Source organism: Streptomyces sp. NBC_01707 (assembly GCF_041438805.1).
Lineage (GTDB): Bacteria > Actinomycetota > Actinomycetes > Streptomycetales > Streptomycetaceae > Streptomyces.
Genome location: NZ_CP109190.1, coordinates 163,208 through 177,308, shown reverse-complemented (window position 1 = coordinate 177,308; position 14,101 = coordinate 163,208). Strand labels below are relative to the sequence as shown.

The following is a 14,101-nucleotide window of genomic DNA, read 5'->3' as shown; positions in this document are numbered from 1 at the left end:
CCGGGAGGGCCCCACATGACCGAAGAGCAGCGGCCGGTCGAACAGCGCCTGTGGCGTCTCCTTGACTCCCTGCGGGGGCGTATGGATGTCAGCGAGATGGCTGACATGCTGCTGTGGAACGCGGTGGACTGGAGAACCCGGACCACGGGCCTGCCTGCGCCGGAGCTCGACCACCTGCAGAATGCTGCACGACAGGCACAGCGCAGAATCCCTACGCTGGACTCCACACTGCAAGGCGAGCAGCAGGCGCTGCACGGCTACACCCCGAACCAGATACGTCACTACGCCCGGATGCTGCTGCGGCCTTACTCCGCCTCGGACCACCGTGGAGAGTTCACAACGTCCACCTCTCTGGTGAAGATCGCCAGAACCGCCCTGACGGCATACGAGCGCGAATCCAGCACCGAGGCGACGCAGCTCTACGATCCGGCGTGCGGCTCCGCCACCCTGGCGCTGGATACGGCACACGCGCTGGCTGAGCAGACAGGAACACCTGCCACCATCGCGGGCCAGGACGTCAACGCGGCCACGGTCCAACGCGCCCGGGCCCACGCCTTACTCCTCGGCGCCGACGCCGAATTCAGCCGGTCGAACTCCCTCGAACACGACGCCTTCCCCAACCGTCGATTCGACTACACGGTGGCAGAGATCCCCTACAACCTGTCGTGGAACGACAGCTTCGCGGGGTGTGCAGCAGAGGCCGCCCGCTCGGATGGACGCTTCCCCGCCGGCCTTCCACAGCCCCAGAACGCCTCCCTGCTGTTTGCCCAGATCCTGCTCAGCAAGCTTCGAGATCCGGCAGAGGGTGGCGGCCGAGGCATTATGTTCACCGCCACCGGGCCGCTGCACGACACCGGCGGTACCACGATCCGCACCTGGCTGCTCGACCAAGACCTCCTGGACGCCGTAGTCGCCCTGCCCCAAGGGCTCAGCACGAGCACCAGCTTCCGGCTGTTCGCCCTGATCTTCTCCAACAACAAGCCCAAGTCGCGCCGGAACAAGGTGCAGTTCATCGACCTCCGCGGCTTCTACGGAGACGGGGACACCCGCCGACGTGAGCACCGCACGATCAGCGGGGCAGCCCTCGACGAGCTGGCTCGGAGCCTGAAGCATCAGAAGCCGACGGCCTACAGCAGAACAGCCTCAGCAAAGGATCTCTCCTTCCGCCAGGTCACCGTCACCCACCACACCACCGCAGCCACCGGCAAGCCCGAGCCACGCGACGTACCGTCCCTGACCATGCTCCTGCCGACAACCACCGCCACCGAAGCGTGGCGCGACACCCGGTATGCCACGACGAGACCGGACGTGAGGGAAATACCGAACTCACAGGTCACGAGGTTCGACGTGGACCGCGTCTTCAGAACCGACCGAACTCCGCGTGCACTGAGAGACCTCACCCAGCTCGGCTGGAAGACCGCCCGCCTGACGGAGCTGACCGAGCACATCTCCTACATCCCCTCGGCTAAATCCGCCGACCGCCCCGCCATGCTGTCATCCGTCACGGGGGAGCAAGCTCTCATCCTCCCCATCGAACCCCATCTGGATGCAGTGACCGGGGACCCAGGCGAAGCCGCACCCGATAACCGCATCCTCGTGCTCCGGACCAGGGACACACACACGGACGCCGAATACCTTGCGGGCTGGCTCAATTCCCCCCTGGGCCGGCGCCTGCGTTCAGCGGCCACCGGCTCCGGCAGCGACAGCTACGTCAGCCCCCGAACCGTCAACCTCTCCCAGGCATGGCGCATGGCTGACGACCTCCTGATCGCCCTGCCGGACCTGTCCGTCCAGCGGGACATGGCCCGCACAGAACGCGCACTGGTAGCAGCCCGCCGTCACTTGATCGATTCGCACCGAGAGCTCTGGAACGACCCTAAGAAGCGCTCCGACATCTACCGAGAGGCCAACCGCCTCATCCCGTCAGCAGACCTCGCCCAATGGACAGCCAGCCTGCCCTTCCCCATAGCCAGCGCCCTATGGGCGTACGAATCCAAAGGCGACAACAACCTCCACGCCCGCCACGCCCAGATGTTCCACTTCTGGGACGCCACCATCCAGTTCCACGCCACCGTCGTTCTTTCCGCCCTTCTCCAGGACCGCTCACGCCTCGAACAGGAACTCCCTGCCCTCGCCGCACAGTTCCACGACGTGGGAATCACCCCCGAGCGCGCCACCCTCGGCATCTGGCACATCATCCTGCAGCGCCTCACCAAGAGATACCGCACTGCACTGACCGGAACCGACACCGACGAGCAGGCACGAGCACGAGCAGCCTTCGCCGACGCCCCACCAGACTTCCTGGACACCCTCCTCAGCACCGACGTCACGAACCTGTTCGGAGAAGTGATCCAACGACGCAACACCTGGAGCGGCCACTCCGGGACGACAGGCGACGACTCCCTGAAGGAGCAGCTCGATATCCTGACCGGCCACATACACACCCTGCGGAACCTGATCGGTTCCGGCTGGCTGGACTTCCCCCTGGTGCGCGCCGGCGGCGCCCGGTTCAGGAACGGGGTGCACCACCATGACGTAGACCTGGCGATGGGACCGAACACAACGCTCAAACAGGAGCGGATCCAGACCAGCCTGCCCCTGGAGGAGGACGGCCTCTACCTCGTCTCCCGCGACAGCGGAAGCGCGCTCCGACTAGCTCCACTGATCAAGCTGCGCCCGACAACGTTCGGATCGAACAGCAGCTGCTACTACTTCAGCCGTCTCCAGCCTGACGGCACCCGGTTCGTCGCCTACCACGAAGTAGCCGAATCTGAACGGATCGAGGAGGCGACCGCCACCACCGACCTTGCCTCCGCCCTAGCCTCCGGCGATCCCGCCACCCTCTAGACGCCCACACGATCCTGCCTGCCGCTCAACCCGAAAGGAATGCCAGGACAGGGCCGTCGCAGGCACCACCAGGCACCGCGCCGAGTCCCGCATACCCAGGGGCAGGGACCAAGACGAAACGCATGCTTTCCACGGGCTGATCTGAGAAGTTCTGAACGCACTACAGGCCAGGATCTGCGCCAATCGAAGGTGCTGCCGCGCCCCCGCGTCTTGGATTCGAAGGAGTAGACGAGTCTCTGCCATGCAGGCTTGGTTGTCAGGCGGCGGTCGGTAGTTCGCTGCAGGGGCGCGGGGTCCCGAAGGCGCTGTCGAAGGCGAGGGAGCGGGATAGAGCGACGAGGTGGTAGGGGAGCCGGAGCCAGCGCGTGCGTAGGGGCCTGTGCGGCCGGTCACCAGTACGTTATGGGGTGTGAGCACGTCGAGGTTGTTGAAGACGTAGTAGACCGGGAGCTCCTTGGACCTGTCCCGCGCCTCCGTCGACGGCTCCCACCTGCGGGCCCTGAAGGGCGGAGACGCCACTGGGCCCTCGCCAGTGGACCGGGGCAAGACGGGAAGCAAGCACCACATCATTGTCGACGCCCACGGCATACCCCTGGCCGCCGCCGTGACCGGTGGCAACCGCAACGACGTCACCCAACTCCTGCCCCTGATCCACGCCGTACCGCCCATCCGCGGCAAGCGCGGACGTCCCCGTCAGCGCCCTGACGTCTTCTACGCCGACCGCGGTTACGACCACAACATTTACCGCCGTCAGGTCCGTGAGCTGGGCATCCGCCCGCTCATTGCCCGGCGCGGCACCGAGCACGGAAGCGGCCTGGGCAAGAACCGCTGGGTCGTCGAAGCGGCTTTCGCACTTCTGCGCTGGTTTCGTCGGCTGCGTATCCGGTGGGAATTCTGCGCTGACATCCACCAGGCCTTTCTCACCCTCGGCTACGCAATCATCTGCTGGCGGCGCCTCAAAAAACAGTGCTGATCTGCGCCCTCAGTCCGAACCGGCGACCAGTGCCTCACCGAGTGGGGTGCGCCGGTAGAGCACCGCCCGTCCGGACCGGGCGCGGACGAGCAGCCCCGCGCGTCGCAGGATGGCGAGGTGGTCTCCTACCGCGCCGGGTGCCATGGCGAGGCTTCGGGCGAGGTGGCTGGTGCTGGCCGGGGCGTCCAGCGTCAACAGCAGCCGGGCTCGGGCCCGGCCGACCAGAGCGGTCAGCGCGTCCGGTTGGGGGACGGTCTCCTGTTCGCCCCACAGGGCGGCGGTGCCGCGGGCAGGATAGATCAAGGTCCTGGGCCAGGGGTCTTCCAGGTGGGCGGCGATATTCCCGACGAGGACCGAAGGGATCAGCAGGAGACCGTCGCCGGCGAGGCGGACTGTTCCGCCTCGGAAGAAGCCGAGCTCGATACCGCCGGCGCGCCAGGCGATGCCCGGGTGCAGGCTCTCGATGGTCGTGGCCCATCCGTGTTCGCCGATCACCCCCACCCGGTGCACGACATCGCGCTCACAGATCGCGCGCAGTTGCGGCCAGTCCGTGGCGAGCAGCTCGTGCCACGCCTGGTCCATCGCCTCGGCGATCCTGGAGACGGCGTCCGTCGAGTCCAGCACTGCGCGTACGCGGGGATCGCGGGCCAACGGGCCGGTCGCGGTGGTGGCGAATTCGTGGCGGGCCGCTTCCAGCGGTGTTGCCCGGATCATGGCCAGGTCGTCTGCCCAGGTCTGGTTGAGGCCGCGCGGGGGCGGGGCGACGAAGTTCGGTCCGCCTTGCGGGCTTTGCAGGGCGAGGGCGGCGTCCAGTTCGGTCTCGCGGCGAAGCCGTTCAACGGCCGGCATGAGCCGGGTGGCCCATGCTCGCGGCAGCGGCCGGTCTTGGCCGGTGAGCGAGCGCAGCAGTAGGCAGAGGTCCAGCGCGGGCGACAGTGCGAAGCGGCTGCGCAGAAGGTCCTCGACGGAGACTTCGAAGCGCAGCACCCTGCCATGCTACCGCGGGACGTTGTTCCGATTCGTCCAGCGACGAATCATTGGTGAGTGGCGTAGGCGCACGGCGAGGCTGGGCGTCATGACCCCAACCGCCGAACCCGCGCAGGCCAACCACCGTGCCACCTACCGGGAGGTGCTGGCCGAGCCACGATTCCGGCTGCTCTTTTCAACCCGCACCGTCGCGATCACTGCGGACTCGCTGCGGATCACCACGTTCTCGGTTCTGGTCTTCGCAGCCACCGGCTCCGCGCTGCTGAGCGCACTGGCCTTCGGCATCGGCTTCCTCCCGCAGCTGTTCGGCTCGCTGCTGCTGGGCTCACTGGCCGACCGACTGCCGCCCCGCGCGCTCATCACCGGCGGCTACGCCTTGGAGTGCGCCGCCGCCCTGCTGCTCGCCCTGGTGCGGATGCCGATCGCGGCAAGCCTCGGTGTCGTGGCGCTGGTCGCCCTCGCCACACCGGTGTTCGGCGGCGCGTCGAGTCGGCTGGTCGCGCAGTCGCTGCAGGGCGACGCCTATGTACTGGGCCGTTCACTGAACAACATCGCCTCCTCCGGCGCGCAATTGTTCGGTCTAGCACTGGGAGGTGCGGCCGTCGCGGTACTCGGCCCACACCGGGCACTCGCGGTAAGCGCCCTCCTCTACCTCGGCTGCGCGCTCGCTATCCTCATCCGGCTACCCCGGCTGCAGCCGGGAGAGTTCGGCGGCACACCCGGCAGCGCTCGGGGCAATGGCGGGGCCGTCCGGGCAAGCCTGCACGGTGCCGGCCTGCTGCTGCACGGACGCACGGTGAGACGACTGATGCTGGCCCAGTGGCTACCGTCCGCGTTCGTAGCGGGCGCGGAAGGCCTGATCGTCGCCTACGCGGGAGGACGCCACTTCGCCCCCGGCTGGTACGCGCTGCTGATGGGTTGTCTGCCGGTCGGCATGCTTGTCGGCGACTTGCTGGTGGGCCGACTCCTACTACCACCCACCCGGGAGCGACTGGTAGTCCCGCTGATTGCGCTGATGGGATTGCCGCTGGTCGGCTTCGCCGCCGAGCCCGGAGTGGGCGTCTCGTCCTGTCTGCTGCTGCTCTGCGGCTTCGGATTCGCCTACAGTCTCGGCCTGCAACGGCCGTTCCTGGACGCTCTGCCGCCAGATGGCCAGGGCCAGGCCTTCGGTCTGCTCGGCTCCGGCAACATGACGCTGCAGGGCGTCGGACCGGCCTGCTTCGGCTCGGTGGCCGCAGGCATCGGAACAGGCAGCGCAATCGCCCTGGCAGGCGGCGCGGCGGCGCTGACCGCCGGCTGGATTCTCACCTGGCACCCGCCCACCTCCCCGGCCCCCGTCCCGAACTACTCAACGGGATCAGAGAACGGCACCGAACAGCATGCGTGTAGTTCTCCTGCGCAGTAACCGTCGCACGTCGGGTCGGCCGCAAGCCGTCACACACCCCACCGCCACGTCTCTCTGACAGACAGCCATTCCGATAGCTCATTGTGTTAGGCGACCTTAGGGCGTGCAGATCTTTAACTCGTGGCTTTCTGCTCGGTGGTTCGTTGATCCGGCATGAGCGGGTCGGAAGAGCAACGGGCCATGCTGGCAGCCAAGTTCGAGGCGATACTGCCGCACCTTGACGAACGGCAGCGTCGTCTGCTGATAGGAGCGGAGGCCCAGTCCCTCGGCCACGGCGGGATCAGAGCGGTCGCCCGCGCCGCCGGCGTCCGTGAAGCCAGGGTGTCTGCCGGAATACGCGAACTCGCCTCTGGAGAGGCCCCGTTGGGACGGATCCGCCGACCCGGCGCTGGCCGCAAACGCGTCGCCGACCGGAGCCCGGCCGTACGGGAGGCGCTTCTCGCGCTGGTCGAGCCCGACGTCCGCGGAGATCCCATGTCGCCGCTGCGCTGGACCACCAAATCGACCCGCAAGCTCGCCAAGGAACTGACCCGGCAGGGTCACAGGATCTGTGCGGACACGGTGGGCGACCTCCTGCGCGAGGAGGGCTTCAGCCTGCAGAGCAACGCCAAGACTCTGGAGGGCAAGCAGCATCCCGACCGGGACGCGCAGTTCCACTACCTCAACGAACAAGCCCGCGCCCACCGGGACGGCGGGGCGCCGGTGATCAGTGTGGACACGAAGAAGAAGGAATTGGTCGGCCCGTTCAAGAACAACGGCCGTGAATGGGAGCCTAGAGGCGAGCCGGTACGGGTCGACACCCACGACTTCCCCGACCGCGAGCTGGGCAGAGCAGTGCCCTACGGCATCTACGACGTCGCCGCGAACACCGGCTGGGTCAACGTCGGCACCGACCACGACACCGCCGCGTTCGCCGTCGAATCGATCCGACGCTGGTGGAATGCAGCCGGGCGGGCCGCCTATCCCACGGCCGGCCGGTTGCTCATCACCGCCGATGCGGGCGGCTCCAACGGGTATCGCACCCGCACCTGGAAAACCGAACTCGCCCAATTCGCCGCCGAGTCCGGCCTGACCATCACCGTCTGCCACCTGCCTCCCGGCACATCGAAGTGGAACCGGATCGAGCACCGGCTGTTCTCCCACATCACCATGAACTGGCGGGGCAGGCCCCTGACCAGCCACGAAGTCATCGTCGAGAGCATCGCGGCGACCACCACCAAGACCGGCCTGACCGTGCACGCCGAACTCGACACCAACTCCTATCCCACCGGCATCCAGGTCAGCGACGACGAGATCGCCGCCCTTCCGATCACCCGGCACCGCTTCCACGGCGACTGGAACTACACCCTCCACCCCCAACATCCGGCAGACGCGATGGCCAGCAACAGCACGTCAGACCAGGCCCTGGCGAGCAGACCGCCTCGCCTCACGCGGCGTTCGCTGCAGGACCCAGAACTGACCGGGATGACCCGCCAACGGCTCAGCGAGCTCATCGATGCGCTGACTCCAGCACTGAAGGTTCAACGCGAGCAAGTGCTCCGCACACGTCGCGGTCACGAGCGCCTGGTGGCTCCTGGGACAGGTGCCAAAGCCAAACTCACCCCAGCCGACCGGGTCCTGGTCACCGTGCTCCACCTGCGCAAACTCGCGACCATGGACCTCCTCGGCCAACTCTTCGGCGTCACCGCCATGACCATCAGCCGCGCGAAACAGGAAGTCCGCCCACTCCTCGAAGCACACGGCCACCCCATCAGCACCTCTACCGCCCGCCTCCGCACACCAGCAGACGTCGCGACGTTCCTCGCTCCCGACTCCACCCAGACCAAGGTCAAAAAGACGAGTTAAAGATCTGCACGCCCTTAGGAGGGTGGCGGACCGCTGGGGCGACGCACCTGGCGCGAACCCGTTATGCGGGATGGCGGGACTTGTTGAGCCGCTGGTGGCCAAGAGCAGGGTGCCCCGAACATCAAGGGCCTGGGCAAGCTCCGCTACGTGGTGGAGCAGACCTTCGCCCTGCTCCACCAGTTCAAGCGCCTCGCCGTGCGCTGGGAACGACGCCTTGAACTCCACGACGCCTTCATCTCGTTGGCCTGCAGCCTCATCTGCTGGAGGCGCCTCAAGAGGGCTGGATCGTGAACGTGTCACGAGCTCTACGGAGCCCCGTGTTACGAGCTCTTGGTAGAACTAGCGTGATCAGGCATGGTGACGGCTGCTTTGGCAGCTCGCTCGATCTTCTCTCGGTGGGCATCCCAGAAGGCTGCGTCGTGCTGCTGAGTCGCGTATTCGGCGGTTGTCCCGGTTGAGTTGTCGAGCTGTTCGCGCAGGATGTCGGCGTGCCCGGCGTGCCGGCTGGTCTCGGTGAGCATGTGGACCAGGATGTTGAACAGCTTCACGTTGGGGCGTGGCCACCAGGGCACGTAGCCGGGGGCGTCGATGGTGAGGGCGGAGATCGTCGCGTCTGAGTGCTCCCACACGCGCCGGTAGCGGTCGGTGATCTCATTCCTCGTCTCCTGTTCGGTCGCCCACATGTCGGCGCCACGTTCTCCGGTGTTGTCCCACCGGGGCATAGGTTCGGGGAACGGTCGGTCGAAGACCTCGCCGAAGTACCTGGACTCCCAGATCGACAAGTGCTTGACCAGGCCGAGAAGGTTGGTTCCAGTCGAGGTCAGGGGGCGGCGGATGTCGTACTCAGCGAGCCCATCGAGCTTCCAGAGGACCGCCTCGCGCGTCTCTCGTAGATCGCTGTGCAGGTACTCTTTCGCGAAATTATCGATCATGCGAGACGACTCTGCCATCACTGGCGACGGACCGGTGCTGGAACCCCTCACCCGCCCAACCGGGTCATCCCTGCAAGATCTTGTTACGAACTCCAAGGGACACTACTCGATCTTGCGGAGGACAACCCACCAATCCGGCCTCGGAAGATTCTCTACACGGTCGAGCGTCCAGGTCTCATCACGCACAGGGAACGTGTCCCCGATGCCTAGGTCGTAATCCTGCTCCCGATCAGTAACAACGACGAGAGCTACGGAAACCGGCAGATCTTTTGGAGCGCGAACACGGCGTACAGCGTACCTGACGCCATCCCGTTCCCCAGGAACTCCATGCTCAAGGAAGACTTCATCGGCCATCACATTCACCCCATCGTTGTGTAGCGGTTCTTGATGTTTTTTTTGAAGTCCTCGACCGTCAGTGGTTTCGGATGTGCAAAATTATGCGGGTTGCGCAGATGTATCAATCCTTGTTCATCCACTTCGGTCACTTCATAGGCATGACCATCGTAGAGCCCCTTGGGGAGGTCACGCCTATCGTTGAGCTCCAGGTTCACCGTGCCGACCAGCACCGGGCATCCATCCGTAAGTTTCTCTCTTAATGTTTCTATGAGTTGCCGGTCAGGGCTGCGCCCCTGCATGTCGAACTGGGTCGGGAAGTCATCCGTGTATGCGGGCTCGCCGGTGAGCTGAGTGAGCAGTTCAGCACGGTGATTGGGGAAACTACCCCGGCCGAGGCGTACGTAGCCCTCGACCGACTTGGTACGGCCCTCGTCCCACGTCGCGTCGACTCCGGCGATCGCTTTCTCCAGAATCGGTACCCACGCCACATCGTTGGCGCTCGACCTTGCATAGGCCGGCTGGTCGGGTGAGTCACTTGCTACCGGAAGGTCGGGCGTGATGGTCAGGACAGTGACTGCTCCCGTTGGCTCAAAGCGACTCCAGTCGCCGTAATGTGATCGCTTCGTCTGGTGAAGCGTCACCTCGTATGTGCCGTCACCGTTCTCCCGGACACAGTCGGAAATTACCTCAGGGCGATGTCCGGCGACTGCGCCCATGGTGGAAATGATTCCACAGTCACTCAGCCTCCCTTGATGGGTCTGCTCGCGGGCGGGTGGCCCGTCGAACAAGGGGATGCGCTTTCCGTCGGGGCCGTCGAGTGGCGTACCGTAGCGGTATTCTCCTGCCGGCGTCACCTCATTGAAGTCCGGCCGATCGACCGTGGCGTGTAAGTCGACTGCTTCCTCGGTCGGTTCCTTCCACCAGGACACCGCATCGCGCACCTGCCCGAGGAAACCCCCTTCGGGACCCTCCTCGCGAGCAGACAGCTCCAGCGGCTCCCGCTCGCCCTCCGGTTCGACCGGCTCATCGAACTCGGAGGGAAGACCGACCAGATCGAGCGGATCCTCCGGTTCGCCGGGCTCCACTGGCTCCGCCCGGGCATCACCGAAATCGACCGGCAGGGAGTCGGCATTGGCGCCCGTCTCAGCTCCGCCGTCGGACGTATACAGCTCGCTCATAGCTTCTCCTTCAGGGCCGAGGGGACGCCACCGGCTTACGCGGCCTGCGTTCGAAGCACGCGAGCACGCGGGCGAACCGCCTGGCCCACTCCTCCGACGGATCCCCGCAGCCGACTGCCTTCTCCAGCACGGACGGCGTGTAACGCCCGTGGTAGTACTGCCGTGTTCTAGCTCCCTTCCCGGCCTTCCACTGCGGCTCCGCAACCGGGCAGGGGTCATCCCCGTCGAGTTGGGCCCGCATCAGTGCGGCGACGTGCTCGGCCAGTGCGCCTGGAGAGCCCACGGCCCCGACCCGGCTGTGTACCGCTCGGTCGACCGCCTGACCGATGGAGCACTCCACCAGGCGCCGGTCCGAGGTCCAGTGCGGAGCGAGATCGTGGCGCATGGCCTCCCCGGGCAGGGGAGTGAACCAGCCCAGCAGATGGGCCGCCACGGTCATTTCGGCCCAGAGGGTGATTCGCAGTTCGTCCTGTTCGGTCAGGCGTTGTGCCGTACGCAACTGCCGGAGCGTGCAAGGAGCCGCGGCGCAGTCTGGGCTGCAGGCCCCACTGCGTGGCGCGACCATCGGGGCTGGGGATGCCGGATGCATGGCCGCTGAGTCCTCGCGTGACGAGCCGTCCTCCATGCGGACCAGCAGTGGGTAATCCATGCCGTCGGTGTGACAAATCCGCTAACGATCACTAGGTGAATGGTGTGCTGACATGTGTATCTAGTGATCGTTTCGGGATCTCTTGCTGTGGTGTGGCATGGATCTGACCTGGGGTTTCCTGGGGCAGTTGAGATGCAGCCAGGCTCTGAGGTGCAGATTTAGTGATCGTTTCGGAACATGGTGATCGGCTCAGGATTTCCATATGGCTGCGTGGCCTGGGCGGCTAGGTTTGTGCTGGTCAGACATGCCATGGCGCATCTACGACGGTTGCCGATGAGCGAGCTGAGGATCGATCGCTCTTTCGTGGCGCAGGTCGCCGTCGATGCCGAAGACGATCGTCTGCTGTTCCGTAGGCTCGTGTCCCTGCTTGCGTATGAGATTGATCTTGATTTTTGGCTGTCGCCTGATGAGTAGTGTGTCTGACGGAACGTGCATCTGTGGCCTGGAGTGTGGAAGGGCTTGAGGTGCGGTCCCTCGGTTTGTCTGAGATTCCCTGACAGCGTTGAGAACCCTTACGGCGCTGAGTGGTTACCAAAGCAGTCATGGCCCAGGCTTGGGGGCCGAACTGCGCGCTGAGCGGGGGCACTCGTCCTACGGCGACCGTTACATCGACGGGCCCTATGGCCTGCACGTCGACCACCTGGTCCGCTCGCCGGTGCCTGGGATTCTGGCGCCTCCACCTGAACGCCGGGGCGGAGGTCTGTGGACGACCGTGGCCGAAGGGCTGTGAGGAGGCGGGAAGCCGCGCCCACCGCGCGGGAGTTGCCCCGATCGTTCGGCTGGCTACGTCGGCTTGGACTGGCTGCGTGTGCAACTCCACCAGCGCCTCTGGTGCTGCTCTTGCCAGTGGGACAGCCGGTTGTCGACCGAGACGGTGTACGGATGGTCGGCGCCGAACGTTGTCCGGCAGCCGGTGAGGGATCGGTTCAGCAGGGCAGTGGCCGCCGACCTGTCGCCCCGGGACCAGTACAGGACGGCGAGTTTGACTTGGCATTCCAGGGTCGCGGGGTCTCCAGGACCCAACAGTCGTGCGCGAACAGCAACGGTGTCCTCCAGCAGTGCAAGGGCATGGACGCGCCCACGGGCAGCCGTAGAGGGCTCCTGTCGTTCACGGGCCAGACGCTCGTCCTGGTGGGGTAAGTCCTCCTGCAGGAGCGTGAAGGCATCCTTGTGACGGCGCGCGAGGAGGCAGGCCCATGCGAGATCGCGTCGAGCGACGAGGGTCATGGGGTGAGCGCGGCCCAACAGTTGCTCGCTGATGCCGATCAGCCGCTGCCCGTAGGGAACTGCAGTGGCAAGGCCGACACTGATCAGACTGCGCAAAGTCCAGCGCAGGAGGTAATGGCCTTCGACATTCCACAGCAGGTCCCCGGCGCGTGCATCGACGCTGTCGATGTTGGTGCGCAGCACGGCTGTCGCCTCACGGTCGAACCACGGGACCTCGTCGCACAGTTCCCTCAACGAGTCGACGGCGGTTTTCACGACCGCCTGCACCGTGGCGTCGGGAGTGCACTCGCGTACGGCTCGTGCGGTCAGGGCGTGCAGCCGCACCGCGCGGGAACCAGCCTGAGCGTGATCGGCGAGCAGGCCGTAGCGGTGCAGAAGTCGCAGGGCTGCCCGCACCTGGTCGGGATCAACGGCGGCGGTAACTCCGTTGGGAGGTACGGTGCGTTGGGTGTCGAGGTAGTGGGTGACGGCGTCGCTGGCCCACAGGGAACGGGGGTGTCCGGCCGGGTCCAGAACGGCGGCCAGACGCATGACCGGAACAGCCAGGCCGACGGGCTCGCTCGCTTGAGCGACATCCAATGAGAGCAGGAGAGCCGCGGCGACCTGCCGCCCGTAGCCCTCGGTGTCTGCCGTGCGTGGCAGCAGGTCGTCCAGGCGTGCTGTGCTGCCGTTGAAGCGGTGAAGATACTCCGTACAGGGGACGTCTTCGTTGACCATGTAGGCGGCCGCGTGTGACAGAGCCAGCGGCAGGTAGCCCAGTGCCGCAGCCAGTTCACCGGCCTGAGAGTCCATGAGATGGGCGGCATGCGCCGAGTCGAGCCGCTCGTGCAGATAGGCCTCGGCCTCTTCCGTGCTGTAGGTGTCGATGTCCACCACGGCTCGGCCGCCGCCGGACAGCACCGCGTCGTGGCGGCGGGTCGTCGCCACGACGCGGCCGCAACCGAAAGCGGAGGACGGCGGCCACCACTTCTGCATGGCCTCTGGATCGGTGAGGTCGTCAAGGATGAGCAGCCACGGGCGTCGGGTGGTCGCCAGCCACTGAAGGAACAGTCCGGCATCGGACTCAGCACTCTTGCCCAGAAGGTGTTCCGCCGCCGCTTCCACGACCTGTGCGGCATGCGCGTAACGTGCGATGACCTGCTCGATGTCACTGGCGTCGACCCACACCACCAAGTCGATGCCGTCCTCCAGAGCCTGGTGGGCATAGGCGGCAGCGAGTTGGGTCTTGCCCACGCCCCCGCCGCCGGACAGGACCTGGGCCAGCACCACCGTGGTATGGCCTGCCCTGGCCTGATCGATCCGATCGCGCACCGCAGACCGGTCCTGGAATGCAGACGCAAGCACCGGTACCGAGCCCAACCGGACGGGCCAATGCAACGGCTGGCGCGGCGGGGGAGCAGAGACCAGCACTTGGCTTACATTGCCGCTGATGGCCACCGCATGGGCGGCCGCGGCGATCGCATCGCCTGACCGTTCCACCCGCACGGCCCGGCCATCCGCCTGGGGGCCCGGGCCGCGGTAGCCGCTCAGCGCATCGCCGCTATCCGTGGCGACGGCATCACCGCTCTCGCTGACGCTGACGGGCGGCGCCGTTTGCTCGGTGCCGTCCTCGCCACGGGTCGGGCGCCTCACCCGGAACCGTTTCATCGGCCCTCTCACCATCCACCCCGCCGCCATGGCAGCCTTAGCCGGTGTAGTCGATGCCGGTGCCGGCCCTGCTTC

At 66.2% G+C, this 14,101-nt stretch carries 11 protein-coding genes and 1 pseudogene; 6 read left to right on the top strand and 6 right to left on the bottom strand.

Going from position 1 to position 14,101, the window contains the following annotated elements:
* The first annotated feature begins 15 nt into the window (after positions 1-15).
* Together OG963_RS00800 and OG963_RS00795 are read left to right on the top strand one after the other, a co-directional pair.
* Positions 16-2,847, top strand: a complete 2,832-nt coding sequence (locus OG963_RS00800) for an N-6 DNA methylase (protein ID WP_327425440.1) — start codon at positions 16-18, stop codon at positions 2,845-2,847.
* A 454-nt stretch (positions 2,848-3,301) separates the two neighbouring features.
* Positions 3,302-3,820, top strand: a pseudogene (locus OG963_RS00795) (IS5 family transposase); the annotation flags it as partial.
* A gap of 9 nt (positions 3,821-3,829) precedes the next feature.
* Here OG963_RS00795 and OG963_RS00790 read toward each other — a convergent pair.
* Positions 3,830-4,807: a winged helix-turn-helix domain-containing protein gene (locus OG963_RS00790; protein WP_327425439.1), complete on the bottom strand. Its 978-nt coding sequence runs from the start codon at positions 4,805-4,807 to the stop codon at positions 3,830-3,832.
* An 88-nt stretch (positions 4,808-4,895) separates the two neighbouring features.
* Between OG963_RS00790 and OG963_RS00785 the strand changes: the two genes are divergently transcribed.
* The 3 genes from OG963_RS00785 to OG963_RS00775 all read left to right on the top strand — a co-directional run bounded on the left by OG963_RS00785 (position 4,896) and on the right by OG963_RS00775 (position 8,348).
* Positions 4,896-6,212, top strand: a complete 1,317-nt coding sequence (locus OG963_RS00785) for an MFS transporter (protein WP_327425438.1) — start codon at positions 4,896-4,898, stop codon at positions 6,210-6,212.
* A gap of 153 nt (positions 6,213-6,365) precedes the next feature.
* Complete coding sequence (locus OG963_RS00780; protein WP_327425437.1) at positions 6,366-8,057, top strand: ISAzo13 family transposase; 1,692 nt, start codon at positions 6,366-6,368, stop codon at positions 8,055-8,057.
* A gap of 147 nt (positions 8,058-8,204) precedes the next feature.
* Entirely contained in the window at positions 8,205-8,348 is a 144-nt protein-coding gene (locus OG963_RS00775) for a hypothetical protein (RefSeq protein ID WP_371798152.1), read from the top strand.
* A gap of 29 nt (positions 8,349-8,377) precedes the next feature.
* On the opposite strand, the gene OG963_RS00770 is transcribed toward OG963_RS00775, so the two are convergent.
* The 4 genes from OG963_RS00770 to OG963_RS00755 all read right to left on the bottom strand — a co-directional run bounded on the left by OG963_RS00770 (position 8,378) and on the right by OG963_RS00755 (position 11,002).
* Positions 8,378-8,989, bottom strand: coding sequence for a DinB family protein (locus OG963_RS00770; protein WP_327425436.1), 612 nt, complete (start codon positions 8,987-8,989; stop codon positions 8,378-8,380).
* A 102-nt stretch (positions 8,990-9,091) separates the two neighbouring features.
* Positions 9,092-9,343: a DUF6406 domain-containing protein gene (locus OG963_RS00765; RefSeq protein WP_371798151.1), complete on the bottom strand. Its 252-nt coding sequence runs from the start codon at positions 9,341-9,343 to the stop codon at positions 9,092-9,094.
* 5 nt (positions 9,344-9,348) lie between these two features.
* Positions 9,349-10,503 carry a C2 family cysteine protease gene (locus OG963_RS00760; protein ID WP_327425435.1) on the bottom strand — a complete coding sequence of 385 codons (1,155 nt, stop codon included), beginning with the start codon at positions 10,501-10,503 and terminating at the stop codon, positions 9,349-9,351.
* Positions 10,504-10,513: 10 nt separating this feature from the next.
* Complete coding sequence (locus tag OG963_RS00755; protein ID WP_327425434.1) at positions 10,514-11,002, bottom strand: hypothetical protein; 489 nt, start codon at positions 11,000-11,002, stop codon at positions 10,514-10,516.
* Between the two features lie 327 nt (positions 11,003-11,329).
* Here OG963_RS00755 and OG963_RS00750 point away from each other — a divergent pair, with 327 nt between their 5' ends.
* Entirely contained in the window at positions 11,330-11,566 is a 237-nt protein-coding gene (locus OG963_RS00750; RefSeq protein ID WP_327425433.1) for a hypothetical protein, read from the top strand.
* A gap of 369 nt (positions 11,567-11,935) precedes the next feature.
* Here OG963_RS00750 and OG963_RS00745 read toward each other — a convergent pair whose 3' ends face one another.
* Complete coding sequence (locus OG963_RS00745; RefSeq protein ID WP_327425432.1) at positions 11,936-13,690, bottom strand: tetratricopeptide repeat protein; 1,755 nt, start codon at positions 13,688-13,690, stop codon at positions 11,936-11,938.
* Between the last annotated feature and the right edge of the window lie 411 nt (positions 13,691-14,101).